Genomic DNA, 18,514 nt, shown 5'->3' with positions numbered 1-18,514 from the left:
GGATGACGCCCCGGGCCGCGGAGCGCGGCTAGCGTCCGATGGTGATCACCATCGAGTCCCTCACCAAGCGGTACGGCGGCTTCGCGGCCGTCGACGACGCGTCGTTCACGGCCGCCCCCGGGCGGGTGACGGGCTTCCTGGGGCCCAACGGCGCCGGCAAGTCCACGACGCTGCGCATCCTGGTCGGCCTCGCCGAGCCGACGTCGGGCAGCGCGCGCGTGCTCGGCCGCCGGTACGGCGACCTACCGAACCCGGGGCTCGAGGTCGGGGTGCTGCTGGACGCGTCGGCGCAGCACGGCGGCCGGACGGGCCGCGAGACCCTCGACCTCGCCCGGCGCACGATGGGTCTGCCCGCAGCCCGGGTGGACGCCATGCTCGACCTCGTGGGCCTCACCGGCACCGAGAGCCGGCGCCGGGTCCGCGACTACTCGCTCGGGATGCGCCAGCGCCTCGGGATCGCCACCGCCCTCCTGGGCGACCCGCGGGTGCTCGTGCTCGACGAGCCCGCGAACGGGCTCGACCCGGCCGGGATCCGCTGGATGCGCGACCTCCTGCGCGGCTTCGCCGACGACGGCGGCACGGTGCTGCTCTCCAGCCACCTGCTCGCCGAGATCGAGATGATCGCCGACGACATCGTCATGATCGGCCGGGGCCGCATCGTCGCCTCCGGGCCTACCCGCGACCTGCTCGCGGGGGTCGGCACCCTCGTGCGGTCCGACGACGCCGCGGCGCTCGGCGCAGCACTCTCGGCGGCGGGGTTCCAGGTCACACCCACCGCCGACGGGGCGGTCGCGACCGACGCCGACCTGGCGGCCGCGGGGCGCGTCGCCTTCGGCGCCGGCCTCGCCGTGACGGAGCTGCGGACCGCCGACGGCGCCGGCCTGGAGGAGATGTTCCTCGAGCTCACTGCCGCCGACCAGCGCGACCCCGCATCGACCGTCACCACGAACGGAGCCGCCGCATGACCGCCGTCGACACCACCGCCTCCGAGCGCCCCGCCCCGACCCTGGCCGGGAACCGCAGGCCCGCGCCCGTGCCGATGACCCGCCTTGTCGACGTCGAGGTGCGCAAGATGCTCGACACCCGCGCCGGCGCGTGGCTGCTGGTCTCCATCGCGCTCATCGCCGGTGCCGTGGTCGGTGCCGTGGCGGTGTGGGGGCGCGACGACGAGGTCGGCTTCGCCTCGTTCACGTCCATGATCGGGTTCCCGATGCAGCTCGTGCTGCCGATGGTGGCCGTCCTGGCCGTCACCAGCGAGTGGAACCAGCGCAGCGCCCTGACGACCTTCGCGCTGGTGCCCCGCCGCGGCCGGGTCGTCCTCGCGAAGGGGGTCGCGACCGTCGCGGTGGCGGTGGCCGCCGGCGTCGTGCAGCTCGCCGCCGCGGCCCTGGGCACCTTCGCCGCCTCCGCGTTCCGCGGTATCGACCCCGCCTGGGACCTGACGCTCGAGCAGGCGTCGCGGGCAGCGCTGCTCGACGTCGTGGCCCTCGCCGTGGGCTTCGGGTTCGCCGTGCTGATCCGGGCGTCCGCGCCGGCCCTGGTGGCCTACCTCGGGTTCGTCCTGATCCTGCCGTCCCTGTCCGGCATGATCGCCGGCCTCGCCCCGTGGTGGGCCGAGCACGGCTCCTGGCTCGACCTGAGCCTGGCGATGAGCGTGCTCGGCGCGCCGGCGGTCACCGACGAGCAGTGGGCCCAGCTCGGGACGGCGGGGCTCGTGTGGATCGGGCTGCCGCTCGCCGTCGGCATGCGGCGGCTGCTGCGGGTCGAGATCCGCTAGCCGCCCTGACCGGGGGCGCCGAGCACCGCCATCGCCGCGGCGCGGCCGGGAATGCCGCTCACTCCCCCGCCGCGCCGCGCGCCCGCGCCGGCCAGCAGTACGCGCGGGTGCGCGGTCTCCACGCCCCAGGAGCCCGGGCGGTCGAGGCCGGCCTCGTCGTCGTCCGGCGCCCACGGCCACGACAGGTCGCGGTGGAAGATGTGACCGCCCGGCAGGCCGACGTCCCCCTCCAGGTCCACGGGGCTGCGGGCCTCGAGGCAGGGACGCCCCTCGGCGTCGCGCAGCAGCACGTCCTCGATCGGCTCGGCAAGGACCGCGTCCAGCGACGCGAGCGTGGCCGCGAGCGCCCGCTCCCGGGTGGCGTCGTGGGTCGCGGCGTCGCCGCGGAACAGCCGCGCGGGCATGTGCAGGCCGAACAGGGTGAGCGTGTGGGCGCCCGACGCGCGCAGGTCCGGCCCGAGGATCGACGGGTCCGTCAGGGAGTGGCAGTAGGTCTCGCACGGCGGCAGGTCGGGGATCTGCCCCGACGCCGCCTGCGCGTGCGCGGTCCGGAGCTGCGCGGCCGACTCGTTGACGTGGAAGGTGCCCCCGAACGCGGCGGCCGGGTCGACGCCGTCGCGGAGCCGGGGCAGGCGGCGCAGCAGGAGGTTCACCTTGAGCTGGGCGCCCTCGGGCGGCGCGGACGTGGCGCGGCCCGACGGCGCCGCGCCGGCCGCGGCCAGCAGGCGATCGAGGGTGGCGGGCGCCGCGCCGCACAGCACCGTGCCCGCCGCGACCTCGTGGTCACGACCGTCCTCGTCGGTCCACGCGACCCGCGCCTCGCCGCCGCTGCCGGGGTCGACGGCGGACACCACGGCCCGCGTCATGACGGTGGCGCCGGCGGCGACGGCCGCGTCCCGCAGCGCCCCGGACACGGCGCCCATGCCGCCCACCGGCACGTCCCAGTCCCCGGTGCCGCCGCCGATCACGTGGTAGACGTAGCAGCGGTTCTGCGCCAGCGAGCCCTCGTCGAGGTCGGCGAACGTGCCGATCAGCCCGTCGGTGGCGACGACGCCCCGCACGACGTCGGAGGCGAACCGCTCGCGCAACGCCTCCCCCAGCGGCCGCTCGACGAGGTCGCGCCAGGTCGCGGCGTCGTCCACGAGGGCGCGGGCCTCGGCCCGCGACGGCAGCGGCTCGGTGAGCGTCGGGAAGAGCCGGCTCGCCAGGCGGCCGGTGGCGGCGTACCAGCGCTGCCACGCCGCGTGGTCGTCCGCCGCGCCGACGGCCGCGAACGAGCCCCGCGTGGCGGCGTCGTCCCCGGTGTCGACGAGCAGGCCGGCGTCCCCCACGGGCGTGTACGACGAGTACCGGCGGCGCCGGAGGGTCACCGGCAGAGCCAGCTCCTCGACGATCCGGCGCGGCAGGAGCGACACGAGGTAGGAGTAGCGCGACAGCCGCGCGTCCACGCCCGGGAACACCCGCGCCGACACCGCCGCGCCGCCCACGTGGTCGAGGCGTTCGAGCACCAGCACGCTGCGCCCCGCCCGCGCCAGGTACGCGGCCGCCGTGAGCCCGTTGTGCCCGCCGCCCACCACGACGGCGTCGTAGCGGGCGGCCGCCGGGCGGTGCTCCGCCGTCATGCGCCGAGGCGGGCCAGGAACAGCGCCTCCCCCACCGCCAGGTTCTCGATCTCGCTCGGGTGGACGCTCTCGTTCGGCGCGTGGATGAGGCAGGCCGGCTCCTCGACGCCGAGCAGCACGATCGCCGCGTCGGGGTACTGGCCCGCGAGGATGTTGCACAACGGGATGGACCCGCCCTGCCCGGCGGTCACGGTGGCGCGGCCGTAGGCGTCCGCGAGCGCCGTGGAGAGGGTCTCGAAGACGTGCCCCTCGGTGCGGGCGGCGAACGGCTGGCCCGGCGTGTCCCTCTCCACGGTGACGCGCACGCCCCACGGCGCGTGCGCCTCGAGGTGCGCGACGAGCTTGTCCTGCAGGTCGCGGGCGTCCGCGCCGGGCGGCACGCGCAGGTTGAGGCGGGCCGCGGCGCGCGGCTGGATCGCCGCGGCCGACCCGACGACGGACGGCGCGTCGATGCCGAGGATCGTCACGACCGGGCGGGCCCACAGCATGTCGGCCACGGCGCCGTCGCCGAGCAGCCGCGTGCCCGGCAGCGCGCCCGCGTCGGCACGGAACTGGTCGGCGTCGTACCCGACGCCCGGCCACGCTCCCGAGGCCTCCACGCCGTCGATCGTCGTGTTCCCCTCGGCGTCGCGCAGCGAGGCCAGGAGCGCGACCAGCGCCGCGAGGGCGTCGGGCGCGGCGCCGCCGAACATGCCCGAGTGGATCTCGCCCTCGAGCGCCTCCACGCGCACGACGACGCTCGTCGCGCCGCGCAGCGACACGGTGAGCGTGGGCAGGCCGAGCGTCGCGTTGCCGGTGTCCTGGATGAGCATCGCGTCGGCGGCCAGAGCGCCCGGGTTCGCCTCCACCCAGCCGTCGAGGCCGCCGGTGCCCTGCTCCTCCGAGCCCTCGATCACGATGCGCACGCCCACCGGCAGGTCGTCGCCCACCAGCGACCGCAGCGCCCGCAGCGCCGTGAGGTGCGTGACGATGTTGCCCTTGCAGTCCGCCGCGCCGCGGCCGTAGAGCCGGCCGTCACGCTCCGTGAGCTCGAACGGCGGCGTGGTCCAGGCGGCGTCGTCGAGCGGCGGCTGCACGTCGTAGTGGGCGTACAGCAGCACGGTCGGGGCGCCGGGCGGGCCGGGCCGGTACCCGACGACGACGTCCGAGCCGTCGGGGGTGCGCTCGCGACGCGCGTCGTCGATGCCCTCGGCGCGGAACGCTTCGACCACCCACCGGGCCGCGCGCTCGCACTCCTCGCGCGGGAAGAGCCGCTCGTCCGCGACGGACGGGATGGCGACCAGGGTGCGCAGGTCGTCGAGCGCCCGCGGCAGCAGAGGCGCGACGGCGGCGCGCACGGCCTCGACGTCGGTGGCGGTCATGAGGTCTCCTCGGTGCTGGCATCGGTGCTGGGATCGCTGGTGGGCTGGGTGGTGGTGTCGTCCAGGTTCAGCGAGTCGACGTAGGCGTCGAACTCGTCGAGCTGGTCGGGGCAGTAGGTCTCGATCACGAGGCGGTCGCCCTCGAGGCGGCGCTCGTCGAGCACGGAGGGCCGCAGGCCCGGGCCGGCGGCGCCGTTCGCCGAGCCCAGGTTCGCCGTGGCGTCCACGAGCGCGGCGGGATCGGTGCAGAACCCGCCGCCGTCGGACCCGAGCACCCGGGCGATGGTCTCCTCCGAGAAGGCCGTGATGCCGATGTCGGCGAACGCGGCGTGCAGGGTCGCGGCCTTCTGCTCCGCCTCGCGCTCGTCCTGCCGGTCCTGGTGGCCGGCGAACTGGATCATCATGATCGCGCCGAGCAGGAGCAGCAGGACCGCGGCCGCCGTGTAGGTGATCCAGCGTCGCTGACCGCCGGTCCCGCGCCCGGCCTCGTGCGACGGCGTCGTGGTGGTCATCTCACGCCTCCGGCTCGTTGGTCGCGGCCACCTCTGGCGCGGGCTGCCGCCACGACGGCTTCCGCAGCCGGAGGAAGAGCCACGGGATGAGCAGGCCGATGATGCCGAGCCCGCCGCCGACGATGAGGATGTAGGTCCACACGGAACCGCTGGAGAACTGCGCGGGCGGCACGAACCCGATGATCATCGCGGCCACCGAGGCGAGGAACCCCACCACGCACAGGACCCCGAGCGCGGGGGCGCGATAGCCGCGCGGGTGGTCGGGCGCCGTGCGGCGCAGCCGCATCGCGGCGACGAACAGCAGCAGGTACATGATCAGGTACACCTGCGTGGTGATGACCGACAGGATCCAGTACGCGCTGGAGACGTCGGGGATGAACGCGTACAGCAGCGCGATGACCGTGGTGAACACGCCCTGGGCGACGAGGATGTTCTGCTGCACGCCGTTCTTGTTGAGCCGCTGCAGGAAGGGCGGCATGTAGCCCTCCTCGCGCGCCACCGTCAGCAGGCCCTTCGACGGCCCGGCGAGCCAGGTGAGCATGCCGCCGATCGACGCCGCGATGAGCATGAGGCCGAGGATCGGCGTCAGCCACGACACCCCGAAGTTGGCGAAGAACGCGTCGAACGCCTGCATGACGCCCGCGGTGAGGGAGAGCTGGTCGGCCGGGATCACCCAGCTGATCGCGACCGCCGGGAGGATGAAGATCACCAGCACCAGCCCGATCGCCAGGAACATCGCGCGCGGGAACTCCTTGCCCGGGTTGCGCAGCGTGTTCACGTGCACGGAGTTCATCTCCATGCCGGCGTACGACAGGAAGTTGTTGACGATGAGCACGAGGGAGGCGATGCCCGTCCACTGCGGCAGCAGGTGGGACGCGTCCATCGGGGCCGCCGACTGGTTGCCCTGCCCGAGGAACACGATGCCCAGGACGACGAGGATCGCCGCCGGGATCAGCGTGCCGATGATCAGCCCGGCGCTGGACAGGCCCGCCACCGTCTTCGTGCCCTGCGACGACACCCACACGCCGGCCCAGTAGATGACGACGATGACGATGGCCACGTACACGCCGTTGGACGCCAGGGCCGGGTTGATGACGTAGGCGAACGTGCTGGCCACGTACCCCAGCAGGCTCGGGTAGTAGAAGATCGTCATCGCGAACTGGCACCACACGGCCAGGAAGCCGAGCGGCTTGGACAGGCCCTCCGCCACCCACCGGTACACGCCCCCCGACCAGCCGGACGCCAGCTCCGCCGAGACGAGCGACGTCGGCAGCAGGAAGACCAGCGCCGGCACCACGTACAGGAACACGGCCGCGAGCCCGTAGACCGCCATCGTCGGCGCGGCCCGGAGGCTCGCCACGGACGACGTGATCATGAACGCGAGCGTGATCCACGTGACGTAGTTGCGCGGCGTGCGCGCCGTCATCGCCTGCCGCACCTGCTCGCGGTTCGGCGGCGCCGTCCCCGTCCCCGACGTCGTCATGCCGACCTCCTCGACACTCTGCCCATCCGGCGGACGCCGGCCTCTCGCACGATATGAGCGCAGGTCACGGGGCGCACGGCGAACGGCACCGAACCACCCGCCGGCGGGCTGCTAACGTCGCGAGGCGTGAAGCTCCTCGTGCCCGGCAACGTGCCCTTCGACCTGACGATCGACGTCCCCGGCGTGGAGGTGGCGCGCTACGTGATGCGCGACCCGGTGCCGGAGGAGCACACCGACGCCGACGCCCTGGTCACCTGGTCCAGCCCGCAGCGGGTCATGGAGGACGCCGCGCGCCGGATGCCGCACCTGCGCTGGGTGCAGACCCTCAACGCCGGCCCCGACCAGGCGCTCGCCGCCGGTTTCGCGCCCGACGTCGTCATCTCCTCGGGGCGTTCCCTGCACGACGCGACCGTCGCCGAGCACACCCTCGCGCTCGTCCTCGCCTCCGTGCGGCGCCTCGACCGCACGCTCGAGGCCCAGCACGAGCGCCGCTGGGACCGAGACCTCGGCAAGGAGCAGGCGAACCACGAGTCGCAGTTCACGCTGCACGGCGCCCGGGTCACGATCTGGGGCTTCGGCTCCATCGCCGCCGTCCTCGCCCCGCTGCTGGCGGCGCTCGGCGCGCGCGTGACCGGGGTCGCGTCGTCGGCGGGCGAGCGGTACGGCTTCCCCGTGGTGGCGTCGATCGACGAGGTCGCGCCCACGACCGACGTGCTCGTCTCGCTGCTCCCCGCGACCGAGGCGACGCACCACGCGGCGGGCGCCCGCGTGCTCGGCCTGCTGCCCGCGCACGCGCGGTTCGTCAACGCCGGCCGCGGGGCCACCGTCGACGAGGAAGCGCTGGTCGCAGCCCTCCGCGACGGCACGATCGCCGGCGCCGCGCTCGACGTCACCGAGACCGAGCCGCTGCCCGAGGACTCGCCGCTGTGGGACGCCCCGCACCTCATCCTCACGCCGCACGTCGCGGGCGGGCGGCCGCAGGGCGCGGCCGGCTTCGTCGCCGAGCAGGTACGGGCCTGGCAGGCCGACGGCGCCGCCGGGCTGCGCAACGTCGTCGCGCGCTGACGCCCCACCGATCCGCCGGGGATCAGGCGCCCAGCGCCAGCCCCGCCGCGGCGCCGGCGGCCAGCAGCCCGACGGCCGGCGTCCACCACCGGTCGTCGGCCCGGGCGAACCGGGTGCCCCGCACCCGCTTCGAGACACCCACGTAGCGCCCGTCCCCCACGACGCGGGCCAGCAGGACGACCAGGGCCGCGACGCCGAGCCCACGCCACCAGCCCCCGTCGGCACCGACGGCGAGGGCGAGGATCACCGCCGCGTAGGAGACGAGCGCCACGACGACGGCCAGCGTCGCGACCGGCCCCGGCCGGACCACGGGTTCGCGGGTGCCGCGGCGCTGCGGCAGCACCCGGCCCGCCCCGGCCGTCGCGCCCGACGCCCAGGCGGCGTGGAAGCCGGCGGCGACGAGCGCGGCGAGGACGGCGGCCCCGGCTCCCGCCCACAACGCTGCCTCGGGGATCGCCCCGCCGGCCCCGAGGGCGAGCAGTCCCGCCGCGGCGAAGATCGGCCAGGCGAGGTGCCCGGGCACGAAGGCGAAGATCAGGGTTCCGGTGGCCAGGCACAGCACGCCGACGGTGACCGGCACGGACCAGCCGAGCAGCATCGCGGCGAGCGCGTACCAGGCGAGCGACAGCGCGTGCCAGACGGCGCGGATCAGCCGGCCGTCCCAGGGATGCGCGAGCCGGGTGCGCCAGCCGGGCGAGGCGAGGAGCGGGCGGACGATCACGTGCTCCCCGAGCACGGCGTGCAGCGTGGCGACGACGGCGAGCAGGACGGCGGCGGCGATCGACATCGGATCCTCCATACGGTGGCGTACGGTCACGATAACCGTACGGTGGCGTATGGTCAACGGATGGGTTCGCTCTCCGCCGCCGACTGGGTCCGCGCCGCCGCCGGGAGGCTCGCAGCGGACGGCGTCGACGCCGTCCGCGTCGAGCCCCTCGCGCGCGAGCTCGGCGTCTCCAAGGGCAGCTTCTACTGGCACTTCGCCGACCGGGCCGCCCTGCTCGACGCCCTGCTCGAGCACTGGCGCAGCGTCGGCACCGCCGGCGTGATCACCCGGGTGGAGGAGGCCTCCGACGACCCGGCCGACCGGCTGCTCGGGCTCCTGCGCCTGGCCTTCGAGCACGCGGGCGGCGGGCCCGGCGCGGTCCTCGACGGCCGGTTCGACGGCGCCGTCCGCGCCTGGGCCGCCCACGACACCCGCGCCCGCGACGCGGTGCACGCCGTCGACGGGGCACGGACCGCCTACCTGGAACGCCTCCTCACCGGAGCCGGCGCCCCGGACGCCCCGGCGCGCGCCGCGATCCTCTACCGCGCCCTGCTCGGCGAGTACGCCATGCGCAACGTGGGGGCCGGCGCGCTCGACCGGCGTGCGGTCGACGACCTGGCCGCCTGGGCCCTGGGCCGGTGAACCGGCGGCGTCAGGAGCGCGTCACCAGCGGCCGTTGCGCGGCCGCGGCTGGCAGACCGGGCAGGTGTACGACGAGCGGTTCATGAACGCGTCCCGCCGGATCGGAGCCCCGCAGCGCGGGCAGGGCTCGCCCTCGCGGCCGTAGGCGGCGAGGCCGCGCGCAAAGTAGCCGGACTCGCCGTTGACGTTCACGTAGAGCGCGTCGAAGCTCGTCCCGCCCTGCGCCAGGGACTCGGCCATGACCTCGGCGGCGGCGTCGAGCGCGCGGCGCACCTCCACCGGCCGCAGCCGGTCGGTCGCGCGAGCGAAGTGCAGGCGGGCGCGCCACAGGGCCTCGTCGGCGTAGATGTTGCCCACGCCGGACAGCAGCGTCTGATCGAGCAGCGCCCGCTTGATCCCCGTGCGCCGCCGCCGGATCGCGGCGACCACCGCGTCGGCGTCGAACGCGGGGTCGAGAGGGTCCCGGCCGATGTGCGCCACCGGCTCCGGCACGGCCGGCAGGTCGCTGCCGAGGCCGCCGGGGGCGCCGTCGGACGTCGGCTCCAGGTCCACGACGGACAGGTGACCGAACGTGCGCTGGTCGACGAAGTCGAGGTACTCCGCGCCGCTCGGGGCACCGGTCAGGTGGAGGCGGGCACGCAGGTGCGGGTGCGCCCAGTCGCCCGCGACGGCGGGGTCGCGCACGAGCAGCTGCCCGGACATACCGAGGTGCGCGAGCAACGCGGCCGCGGGGGCGGCGTCGGCGGTCCCCGGCGCGTCGCTCTCGAGGGGCAGCCAGAGGAACTTGCCGCGCCGCACCGCGGCGGCCAGGCGCCGGCCGCGCAGCTGGTCGGCGAACCCCGCGGGGCCGCCGTCGTGCCGCCGCACGGAGTAGTCGCGGAACACCTCGACGTCGCGCACGACGGCGCCCACGACGAACCGGTCGAGGCCGTCGCGGACGGTCTCGACCTCGGGGAGCTCAGGCACCGGCGGCGTCGCCCGTCACGCCCGACGCCGGCTCGACGCCCGGCACGGGGACCTGCTGCAGGGCGCGGTACGCCTCCTCGGCGGCGGCCTGCTCGGCGTGCTTCTTCGCGGAACCGGTACCGAGGCCCAGCACCGGGCCGGCGGTCACCTGGGCGTGGAAGACGCGCGCGTGCTCGGGGCCCTCGCCGGTGACCTCGTACACGGGGGCGCCGAAGCCGCGCACGGCGGCCGCCTCCTGCAGCGACGTCTTCCAGTCGAGCCCCGCGCCGAGCCCGGCGGCGGCGTCCAGCGTCGTGTCCACGAGGCGGTGCACCAGCTCGCGCGCCGGCTCCAGGCCGTGCGACAGGTAGGTGGCGCCGATCAGCGCCTCCACGGTGTCGGACAGGATCGAGTCCTTGTCGAAACCGCGGGTGCGGAGCTCGCCCTTGCCGAGCAGCACGTAGCCGCCGAGGTCGAGGCGGCGGGCGATCGCCGCGAGCGCGCGCTGCGACACCGTCGCCGCGCGCATCTTCGCCAGCTCGCCCTCGGACTGGTCGGGGTGACGCCGGTAGAGCGCCTCGGTCACGACCAGCCCCAGCACGGTGTCGCCCAGGAACTCGAGCCGCTCGTTGGTCGGGATGCCCCCGGCCTCGTGCGCGAACGACCGGTGCGTCAGGGCAAGCACGAGAAGCTCGGGATCCAGGTGGACCCCGAGCTTCTCGAGAAGAGCGGTCGGCTCCGGCCGGGGCCGGTTGCCGGATGCAGGCATGTCAGCCCGCGTGCTCGGTGCGCAGCGCCTCGGCGTACTGGCGGCCCTTGTAGGCACCGCAGGTGGGGCACGCGGCGTGGGACAGCTTCTGCCCCTTGCAGCTCGGGCACGTCGTGAGAACCGCCGCGGTGGTCTTCCACTGCGAACGGCGCGCACGGGTGTTGCTGCGCGACATCTTGCGCTTCGGAACAGCCACGGCTAGCTCTCTTTCGTCTCGTCGGACACGCTCGAATCCTCGAGCATGGTCTGCAGCGCCGACCACCGGGGGTCGACGAGGTCGTGATGGTGGTCCGGGTCGTCCGCCAGCCGCGCCCCGCAGACGGAGCACAGGCCGGGGCAGTCCGGACGGCACAGCGGTTGAAATGGTAGTGCAGTCACGAGGGAATCCCGAACCGCCGGCTCGATGTCGGCCTGGTCGTCGACCAGGACCGGCTCGTCCTCGGCGTCCTCGTCCCCGGACTCCTCCGCCGCCTGCGCCCTCTCGGGGTAGGCGAAGAGCTCCTGCACGCGCACCGTCACCTGCTGGGAGACCGGGTCGAGGCAGCGCACGCACTCCCCCACCGCCGTGCCGCGCACGACGCCGGACACCAGCACCCCCTCCATGACCGACTCCAGGCGGAGGCCCAGGGTGAGGTCGTCGCCCTCGGGCACGCCGATGACGGCGGTCCCCATGTCCGCGGGGGCGGGCACGACGCGCGCGACCTCCTCCATCGAACCGGGTCGCCGAGACAGCTCGTGCGTGTCGAGCACGAGCGGCGAGGGCTTCGCGGTGGCGATGGCAGGCTCCGATGAACAGGGGTGGACCCGACGGGCGGGAAGGGGGTGGGGCCCGGACTCGGGCCAGCGACCTAGTCTAGGCCATCCTGGCGCCGCGGCGCAGCACGCCCGGGAGTGACGCGCCTCTCACGCCTGGCGACGACCGACGGCGCAGGTCAGGAGCGCCGCTCCTGCGGCCAGCGCGGGTCGGCGACGGCGTCCCACCGCACCCGTGGCGCCCCCTGCTCGAGGCGCTCGGCCAGCTTCTCCCGACCGGCCCGCACCTGGTTCGTCAGGGCCTCGAGGTCCTGCTGGAAGTCCGCCAGGCGCCCGTCGCAGTACGAGTCGGCGTCGGTGCGCAGCGCCGCCGCGCGCGTCTCCGCCTCCGCGACCACCTCCGCAGCCCGCGACTGCGCCTGCACGACGACCTGCTCGGACTGCACCAGCTCGATCGCGCGGGCGCGGGCGGCGGCCACGATCTCCTCCGCCTGGCGGTGCGCGTCGTCCAGGGTGTCGCGGGCGGCCGCGAGCACCTCGTCGGCGCGGGCCACCTGCGTGGGCAGCGCGTCGCGCAGCTCGTCCACGAGCGCGAGCGCCTGGTCGCGGTCCACCTTCACGTTGGTCGACAGCGGCACGGAGCGCGCGTTCTCGACCAGCGCGGCCAGGTCCTCCAGGATGTCCAGCAGCCCGCCGGCCGGGTTGTCCCCCTGGCCGGTCCCGGTCGTGGTCTCGGTCGTCTCGCTCATCCCCTGCTCCTTGCCCTGCTGCTCGGTCCAGCTCATCGGCCCTGCGTCATCTGCGGAGGGCGGCTCGCACCGCGTCCGCGACGCCGTCCGGCACCAGGTCGTCGATCGGTCCCCCGTACCGGGCCACGTCCTTGACCAGCGACGACGCGACGTGCGCGTACCGCTGCTCCCCCGGCACGAAGACGGTCTCGATCCCGGTCAGGTGTCGGTTCATGAGGGCCATCGGCAGCTCGGAGTCGAAGTCCGCGCCGCCGCGCAGGCCCTTGACCACCGCGACCGCCCCGCGCTCCCGGCAGAAGTCCACCAGCAGCCCGGGCACCACCTCGACCCGCACGTCGGCGGTCTCCGGGTCGGCCGCGAGCGCCGCCCGGGCCAGCTCCACCCGCTCCTCGGGGCCGAGCAGCGCGTTCTTGGCGGCGTTGCGGGCCACCCCGACCACCACGACGTCGAACATCCGGCGCGTGCGCCGCACGATGTCGAGGTGGCCGAGCGTGATCGGGTCGAACGACCCGGGGCAGACGGCGATGCTCACGCCGTCACGCTAGTACAGCGGTGTCGCGATCCCCGGGAGCCCGGTCGGGGTGCCGTCACCCCGCGACGGGGACACCCTGGGGGCATGACCGACGACGCCACGCCCCACCCGTCGCCCGCGGAGCCGACCGTGGTGCCCCTGACCGGTGCCGCCCAGGTCGACTCGCTGTGGCGGGACGTCCTGGCGCCGTCCTTCCCGCCCGACGAGCTCACGTCGCCCGACGACCTGCGGGCCGGCCTCGCCTCCGGCGAGCTCACGGCCTACGGCGTGGAGCGGGACGGGCGGGTGGTCGCCGGGATCGTGGCCTCGTGGTCGCGGGCCACGCAGGTGCTGCTCGTGGACTACCTCGCGCTGGCGCCCGGGCACCGTGGCGGCGGGGTCGGCGGTCGACTGCTGGACCGGTCGCTCGCCGGGTGGCGCGAGGAGCTGCACCCGGTGATCGTGCTGGCGGAGGTCGAGCACCCCGGCCACCACCCCGTCCACCCGACCCATGGCGACCCGGCGGCCCGCCTGCGCTTCTACGCGCGGCACGGGGCGCGTGCGCTCGCCCTGCCCTACTTCCAGCCGGGCATCGGGGGCCCGGGGTCGCCGCGGGTCCCCGCGATGCTGCTGGTGGCGCTCGGGACGGAGCCGGGCGCGGGCTCGGTGCCGGCCGCCGCCGTGCGCGGCTTCCTCCTCGAGCACCTCCGGGAGTGCGAGGGCACCGTGCCCGGCGACCCCGCGGTCCGGCGGCTGCTCGACGCGGCGGCCGGGGAGTCCGTGGCGCTCGTCGACCCGGCCCACGCCGAGGCGCTGGCCGCCGTACCCGTCGCCGTCCTCGAGGGGGCGGAGCGCTACGCCCCGCCGGCCCCCGGGGCGTCCGGCGCGGCGGCCCCGGCGGGGTCGGCAGGCTCGGCGTAGTGCACCGCCGTCTCGCCGTAGTCCTTGCGGGCGAACGCCTCCATGCCCGCGGGCCAGACCGGCTCGGGGCTGCGGGTGGACCGCTCCACCACGACGACGGCGCCCGCGGCCAGCACCCCGGGCGCGGCCAGATGTGCCAGGACCGTCGCGAGCGCGTCCTCGGCCAGGTCGTAGGGCGGGTCGAGGAAGACGACGTCGTACCCGGACGCCCCGGCCGTCCCGGCGGACGGTGAGGCACCCGCCGCGAACCGCTCCGCGGAGTCGGCGACGACGCGCACCTCGCGCTGCAGGCCCAGGGTCGCCACGTTGCGGCGGGCGACGTCCGCCGCCCGCCGGTTCGCGTCCACCAGCACGACCGCGGCGGCGCCGCGGCTCGCGGCCTCGAGGCCGAGCGCTCCGGAGCCCGCGTACAGGTCGAGCACCCGCGCGCCGTCCAGCACGTCGAGGTGGTCCAGCCGGGAGAAGATCGCCTCGCGGACCCGGTCGCTGGTGGGTCGCGTGCCCTTCGGCGGCACCTGCAGCGAGCGCCCGCCGAACCGGCCGGCCACGATCCTCGTCATGGCGCCGAGCCTAACCAGTCGACGGGTCACGCCCTCTCGAGGAACTCCTCCTGCTCGTCGTCCAGCTGGGCGGCGATCGCCGCGCGCAGCTCCGGGTGGGAGCCGAGCTCGAGGTCCGCGTCGACGACGGCGGTGGCCTCGCGCCGCGCGTCGGCGATGAGGTCGGCGTCCTGCACGACGCGCAGCAGCCGCAGCGAGCTGGACCGGCCGGACTGGGAGGCCCCGAGCACGTCGCCCTCGGAGCGCAGCTCGAGGTCCAGGGTCGCGAGCCGGAAGCCGTCGGTCGTCTCTGCGAGCGCCTCGACCCGGGTCGCGGCGGGCGTGCCGGGCTGCGCCGTCGAGACCAGGAGGCACAGCCCGGGTGCCGCGCCGCGCCCGACGCGGCCGCGCAGCTGGTGCAGCTGGGACAGCCCGAACCGGTCGGCGTCGAAGACGACCATCACCGTGGCCTCGGGTACGTCCACGCCCACCTCGATCACGGTGGTGGAGACCAGCACCTGCAGCTCGCCGGCCGCGAACCGCGCCATCGCGGACTCCTTGTCCGCGGGCGCCATCTGACCGTGCAGCACGCCGACGTCGAGCCCCGCGAGCGCCGGCGTCTCGCGCAGCATGTCCGCCACCTCGAGCACGGCGCGCAGGGGCGGGCGCTCGTCCCCCGCGCCGTCGCCGTCCACGAGCTCGAGCAGGTCCGGGACGTCGTCGAAGTCCTTCGCCGCGGCCCCGCCCCCGGCGGGCAGGTCGTCGTCAGGGTGGATCCGCGGGCACACGACGTAGGCGCGGTGACCCTTGTCGACCTCCTCGCGCACGCGCGACCAGGTGCGCTCCATCCACCGCGGGTTGCCGGCGGGGACCACGTGCGACGTGATGCCGGCCCGGCCGGCCGGCACCTGCGTGAGCGACGACGTCTCGAGGTCGCCGAACACCGTCATCGCGACCGTCCGGGGGATGGGCGTGGCCGTCATGACGAGCACGTGCGGAGCCACCCGTCCCTTCGCGCGCAGCGCGTCCCGCTGCTCGACGCCGAACCGGTGCTGCTCGTCGACGACGACGAGGCCCAGGTCCGCGAACTGCACCTGGTCGCCCAGCAGGGCGTGCGTGCCCACGACGATCCCCGCCTCGCCGCCGGCCGCCTGCAGCAGCGCCTCCTTGCGCGCGGCCGCGCCGAGCGAGCCGGTGAGCAGCGCCACCCGGGTACCGTGCGCGGCCCCGCCCAGCAGTCCGCCCTCGGCCAGCGGCCCGAGCAGCGACCGCAGCGTGCGGGCGTGCTGCGCCGCGAGCACCTCCGTGGGCGCCAGCAGCGCGGCCTGCCCGCCGGCGTCGACCACCTGCAGCATCGCCCGCAGCGCCACGACCGTCTTGCCGGACCCCACCTCGCCCTGCAGCAGCCGCTGCATGGGGCGTGCCTGCGCGAGCTCGTGCGCCAGGTCCTCGCCCACCGAGGCCTGCCCCTCCGTCAGCGTGAAGGGCAGGCCCGCGTCGAAGTCGGCGAGCAGGCTCGGCTCCCCCGGGCCGCGGAGGGGGCGGGCGGTGGCCTCCTGCTCGGCGGCGTGCGCCCGGCGCTGCGCGAGCGCCGCCTGCAGCACGAAGGCCTCCTCGAAGCGGAAGCGGTGGCGCGCCTGCTGCCACGCGCGCTGGTCGACGGGGTGGTGGATCGCGCGCAGGGCGTCGAGCCGGCCCGGCAGCCCGTGGAGGGCGCGGACCTCGTCGGGCACCGGGTCCTCGACGTCCGCCTCGGTGAGCGGGTCGAGGACCGTGCGCACGGCCCGCTGGATGCGCCAGGAGGGCACGGACGACGACGCGGGGTAGATGGGGATGGGGCGGCTCGCCTCGAACATCGCCTCCTCGGCGTCGTCCGCGTCGACGCCCACGAGGACGTAGTCCGGGTGGGTGAGCTGGCGGGTGCCGCGGTACTCGCTCACCACCCCCGTGAACAGCCCCACGCGCCCCGGTCGCAGCTTGTCCTCGTGCGGCCGCAACGCGCCGGCACGCTTGGCGAAGAACGTCAGCGCCAGCTCGTGCCGGCCGTCCGTGACGACCGCCGACAGCATCGCGCCCGCGCGCGAGCGCATGGTCCGGACGGTCGCCCGCGCGACCCGCGCCATCACGGTGACGTGCTCGCCGAGCGCCAGCCTGTCCATGTCCGTGAGCGTGCCGGGGTCGCCGTACCGGCGCGGGTAGTGCCGCAGCAGGTCCCCGACGGTGACGAGCCCCAGCTTGGCGAGCGGGCCCGCGCTGCGGGCCCCCAGCACCTTGGTCAGCGCCTCGCCCTCGCGCCCGGTCATGCGCGGCCCTCCGCCGCGTCGGCGTGGAGCGGCTCGACGCCGATCGCCACGTGGTCCCCGGGGCGGCCGGTGCGCATGACGACGACGTCCGCGCCGTCGGACACGGCCGCGGCCCTCGACGCGAGCACCTCGACCGTGGCGTCGGGGACGTCGTCGTCCGGCAGCAGGGTGACGATCGCGGTCGGGGAACCCGCCACGAGCCGCTTGACGACCGCGCCGACAGTGACGGCCGGGCCGCCGCCGACGCGCAGCCCGGCGACCACCGCGCCGACGGCGTCGGGGACGCCCGCGTCCTCCTCCCGGGGGTCGTCGAGCGTCGCCGCCAGCGCGGACATCCCCGCCACGAGGTGCACGTCCCCGGGCGCGACGACCCGCACGATCTCGGGCGCCGCCTCGGGTTCGTCCGCGGCCTCCGCCCCGGGACCCGCGGGGTCGGGCTGCAGCGCCTCGGGCGCGAGGACCAGCACCCGCGGGGCACCCGCCCCGACGGCCGCGGCGACGAGGTCCGCCGCGGTCGGGGGGACGTCGAGGTCCAGGACCACGACGGCGCCGCCGCGCGCGAGCTCCGCGGCCAGCGCCGGCGCGGCCGTCGTGACCACCACCGCCCACCGGTCGGGCGGGACCGCGAGGTGGCGCACCGACACCCGCGACACGGCGCCCCGCGACGCCCAGCGCCGTGCCACGCCGAGCGCGGCGTCGAGGTCCGCGGTGTGCACGTGGGCCTGCCAGAGCGAGCGGTCGGCGTCACCCGCGCCCGCGCCGTCCTCGGCGCCGCCGCCCACGACGACGACCGAGCTCCCGACGTCGTCCAGGTCGGCGCGCAGCGCGTCGGCCACCGCGCCGGGGCTGAAGTCGGCAGCGGACGCCGACCGTTCCAGCACGAACATGAGCTCGACGTCGTCCGTCGCGACGCCGCCGTGCTCGTGCCGGCCGGCGTCACGGACGCCACCGGACGCCGCGCCCTGGTCGGGCGACGACGCGTCGTCGCCCCCCGCGGCGGGCGCGGGAGCGGCATGACCGACATGGCCGCGCAGGTCGATGTCCAGCAGCACGGGGCCGATGCTGCCGGACGCCCCCGACACTCCCTCGGCGGCCGCCCGCTGCGCCGCCGCCAGCGACAGCAGCACGAGCACCAGCCCGCAGGCGCCGGCGTCGAGCACGCCCGCCGCACGCAGGGGCTCCAGCGCCCCCACGCTGCGCAGCGCCGCCTCCCGCGCGCCGCGGCACGCCGCGTCGGTCGTGGACAGTCGTGCGGCCGCCCCGGGGGGACCGACCATCCCTCCCGCCTCGGCGTGCCGGGCCGCCGCCGCGGCGGACTCCGCCGCCGTGAGGATCGTGCCCGGTGCCGGGTGCGCGACGGCGCGGCGCGCGGTCCGGGCCGCGGTGTCGAGCGCGATCGCGAGGCTGTCGCCCCGCGTGGCCGCGACCGTGAGGCCGCGGAGCCACTCGCTGAGGATCACCCCGGAGTTCCCCCGGGCCCCGAGCAGCGCGGCCCGGGCGGCCAGCCGCAGGAGCCGCGCACCACCCGCGTCGGCCGGCGCCACGCGGACGGCCGCCGCGGCGTCGCGGATCGTGAGGTACATGTTGGTGCCGGTGTCGCCGTCGGCCACCGGGAAGACGTTCACGCGGTCGATCTCGGCGCGGGCCTCCGCCAGGGCGCGGGCGGCGGTGCTCACCCAGGCACGGACGACGGCGGCGTCGAGGAGCTCGGGCTGCTGCACGCCCCCCACGGTAGCGGTGAGGGACCCCACGTTGAGGGGCACTCCCGACATCGGCTATCCTCGTGTGGTTGCCCG

At 75.9% G+C, this 18,514-nt stretch carries 19 protein-coding genes; 5 read left to right on the top strand and 14 right to left on the bottom strand.

The window, feature by feature from the left end:
• Positions 1–41 precede the first annotated feature (41 nt).
• On the top strand, positions 42–965 hold the full coding sequence (locus ACQP6G_RS09360; protein WP_429764017.1) for an ABC transporter ATP-binding protein: 924 nt from the start codon (positions 42–44) through the stop codon (positions 963–965).
• Positions 962–1,777, top strand: a complete 816-nt coding sequence (locus tag ACQP6G_RS09355; protein WP_429764016.1) for an ABC transporter permease — start codon at positions 962–964, stop codon at positions 1,775–1,777. Before ACQP6G_RS09360 ends, ACQP6G_RS09355 begins: the two co-directional genes overlap by 4 nt.
• Here the strand turns inward: ACQP6G_RS09355 and ACQP6G_RS09350 are convergent.
• The 4 genes from ACQP6G_RS09350 to gadC are packed head-to-tail and all read right to left on the bottom strand — an operon-like array spanning position 1,774 to position 6,755.
• On the bottom strand, positions 1,774–3,399 hold the full coding sequence (locus ACQP6G_RS09350) for a phytoene desaturase family protein (RefSeq protein ID WP_429764015.1): 1,626 nt from the start codon (positions 3,397–3,399) through the stop codon (positions 1,774–1,776). The two genes, ACQP6G_RS09355 and ACQP6G_RS09350, sit on opposite strands and share 4 nt — an antisense overlap.
• Positions 3,396–4,760, bottom strand: a complete 1,365-nt coding sequence (locus ACQP6G_RS09345) for a dipeptidase (protein ID WP_429764014.1) — start codon at positions 4,758–4,760, stop codon at positions 3,396–3,398. The genes ACQP6G_RS09350 and ACQP6G_RS09345 overlap by 4 nt, the downstream gene beginning before the upstream one ends.
• Complete coding sequence (locus tag ACQP6G_RS09340) at positions 4,757–5,272, bottom strand: hypothetical protein (protein WP_429764013.1); 516 nt, start codon at positions 5,270–5,272, stop codon at positions 4,757–4,759. Before ACQP6G_RS09340 ends, ACQP6G_RS09345 begins: the two co-directional genes overlap by 4 nt.
• Position 5,273: 1 nt before the next feature.
• On the bottom strand, positions 5,274–6,755 hold the full coding sequence (gene gadC, locus ACQP6G_RS09335) for a glutamate/gamma-aminobutyrate antiporter GadC (protein ID WP_429764012.1): 1,482 nt from the start codon (positions 6,753–6,755) through the stop codon (positions 5,274–5,276).
• Between the two features lie 126 nt (positions 6,756–6,881).
• Between gadC and ACQP6G_RS09330 the strand changes: the two genes are divergently transcribed.
• The gene (locus tag ACQP6G_RS09330; protein ID WP_429764011.1) at positions 6,882–7,820 is read left to right on the top strand and encodes an NAD(P)-dependent oxidoreductase; all 939 of its coding nucleotides are present in this window, start codon (positions 6,882–6,884) and stop codon (positions 7,818–7,820) included.
• 22 nt (positions 7,821–7,842) lie between these two features.
• Here ACQP6G_RS09330 and ACQP6G_RS09325 read toward each other — a convergent pair whose 3' ends face one another.
• Complete coding sequence (locus tag ACQP6G_RS09325) at positions 7,843–8,607, bottom strand: DUF3995 domain-containing protein (RefSeq protein WP_429764010.1); 765 nt, start codon at positions 8,605–8,607, stop codon at positions 7,843–7,845.
• A gap of 60 nt (positions 8,608–8,667) precedes the next feature.
• Between ACQP6G_RS09325 and ACQP6G_RS09320 the strand changes: the two genes are divergently transcribed.
• Positions 8,668–9,228 (top strand): TetR/AcrR family transcriptional regulator, encoded by a 561-nt coding sequence (locus ACQP6G_RS09320; protein ID WP_429764009.1) that lies wholly within the window; start codon positions 8,668–8,670, stop codon positions 9,226–9,228.
• 21 nt (positions 9,229–9,249) lie between these two features.
• Here the strand turns inward: ACQP6G_RS09320 and mutM are convergent, their stop codons facing one another.
• From mutM to coaD, 6 genes are all read right to left on the bottom strand, one after another.
• Positions 9,250–10,194 carry a bifunctional DNA-formamidopyrimidine glycosylase/DNA-(apurinic or apyrimidinic site) lyase gene (gene mutM / locus ACQP6G_RS09315; RefSeq protein WP_429764008.1) on the bottom strand — a complete coding sequence of 315 codons (945 nt, stop codon included), beginning with the start codon at positions 10,192–10,194 and terminating at the stop codon, positions 9,250–9,252.
• Positions 10,187–10,942, bottom strand: a complete 756-nt coding sequence (gene rnc / locus ACQP6G_RS09310) for a ribonuclease III (protein ID WP_429764007.1) — start codon at positions 10,940–10,942, stop codon at positions 10,187–10,189. Before rnc ends, mutM begins: the two co-directional genes overlap by 8 nt.
• Position 10,943: 1 nt before the next feature.
• On the bottom strand, positions 10,944–11,138 hold the full coding sequence (gene rpmF / locus ACQP6G_RS09305; RefSeq protein WP_079574722.1) for a 50S ribosomal protein L32: 195 nt from the start codon (positions 11,136–11,138) through the stop codon (positions 10,944–10,946).
• Between the two features lie 2 nt (positions 11,139–11,140).
• A complete protein-coding gene (locus tag ACQP6G_RS09300) occupies positions 11,141–11,692 on the bottom strand; it encodes a YceD family protein (protein WP_429764006.1) in 552 nt (183 codons plus the stop codon).
• 182 nt (positions 11,693–11,874) lie between these two features.
• A complete protein-coding gene (locus ACQP6G_RS09295; protein ID WP_429764005.1) occupies positions 11,875–12,444 on the bottom strand; it encodes a hypothetical protein in 570 nt (189 codons plus the stop codon).
• Positions 12,445–12,490: 46 nt separating this feature from the next.
• Entirely contained in the window at positions 12,491–12,976 is a 486-nt protein-coding gene (gene coaD, locus ACQP6G_RS09290; RefSeq protein WP_429764004.1) for a pantetheine-phosphate adenylyltransferase, read from the bottom strand.
• 84 nt (positions 12,977–13,060) lie between these two features.
• Between coaD and ACQP6G_RS09285 the strand changes: the two genes are divergently transcribed.
• Positions 13,061–13,876: a GNAT family N-acetyltransferase gene (locus ACQP6G_RS09285; RefSeq protein ID WP_429764003.1), complete on the top strand. Its 816-nt coding sequence runs from the start codon at positions 13,061–13,063 to the stop codon at positions 13,874–13,876.
• Here ACQP6G_RS09285 and rsmD read toward each other — a convergent pair.
• Genes rsmD through ACQP6G_RS09270 form a run of 3 tightly spaced genes read right to left on the bottom strand, consistent with a single transcriptional unit; the run spans position 13,810 to position 18,490 of the window.
• Positions 13,810–14,436, bottom strand: coding sequence for a 16S rRNA (guanine(966)-N(2))-methyltransferase RsmD (gene rsmD, locus ACQP6G_RS09280; RefSeq protein ID WP_429764002.1), 627 nt, complete (start codon positions 14,434–14,436; stop codon positions 13,810–13,812). The two genes, ACQP6G_RS09285 and rsmD, sit on opposite strands and share 67 nt — an antisense overlap.
• Positions 14,437–14,462: 26 nt before the next feature.
• Positions 14,463–16,718: an ATP-dependent DNA helicase RecG gene (locus ACQP6G_RS09275; protein WP_429764001.1), complete on the bottom strand. Its 2,256-nt coding sequence runs from the start codon at positions 16,716–16,718 to the stop codon at positions 14,463–14,465.
• Complete coding sequence (locus ACQP6G_RS09270; protein WP_429764000.1) at positions 16,715–18,490, bottom strand: DAK2 domain-containing protein; 1,776 nt, start codon at positions 18,488–18,490, stop codon at positions 16,715–16,717. Before ACQP6G_RS09270 ends, ACQP6G_RS09275 begins: the two co-directional genes overlap by 4 nt.
• Positions 18,491–18,514 lie beyond the last annotated feature (24 nt).

It is taken from the genome of Isoptericola nanjingensis, from assembly GCF_050311635.1.
GTDB classification, from domain to species: domain Bacteria; phylum Actinomycetota; class Actinomycetes; order Actinomycetales; family Cellulomonadaceae; genus Isoptericola; species Isoptericola nanjingensis.
The sequence above is the reverse complement of the archived record's forward strand: the minus strand, read 5'-3'. Positions and strand labels throughout refer to the sequence as shown.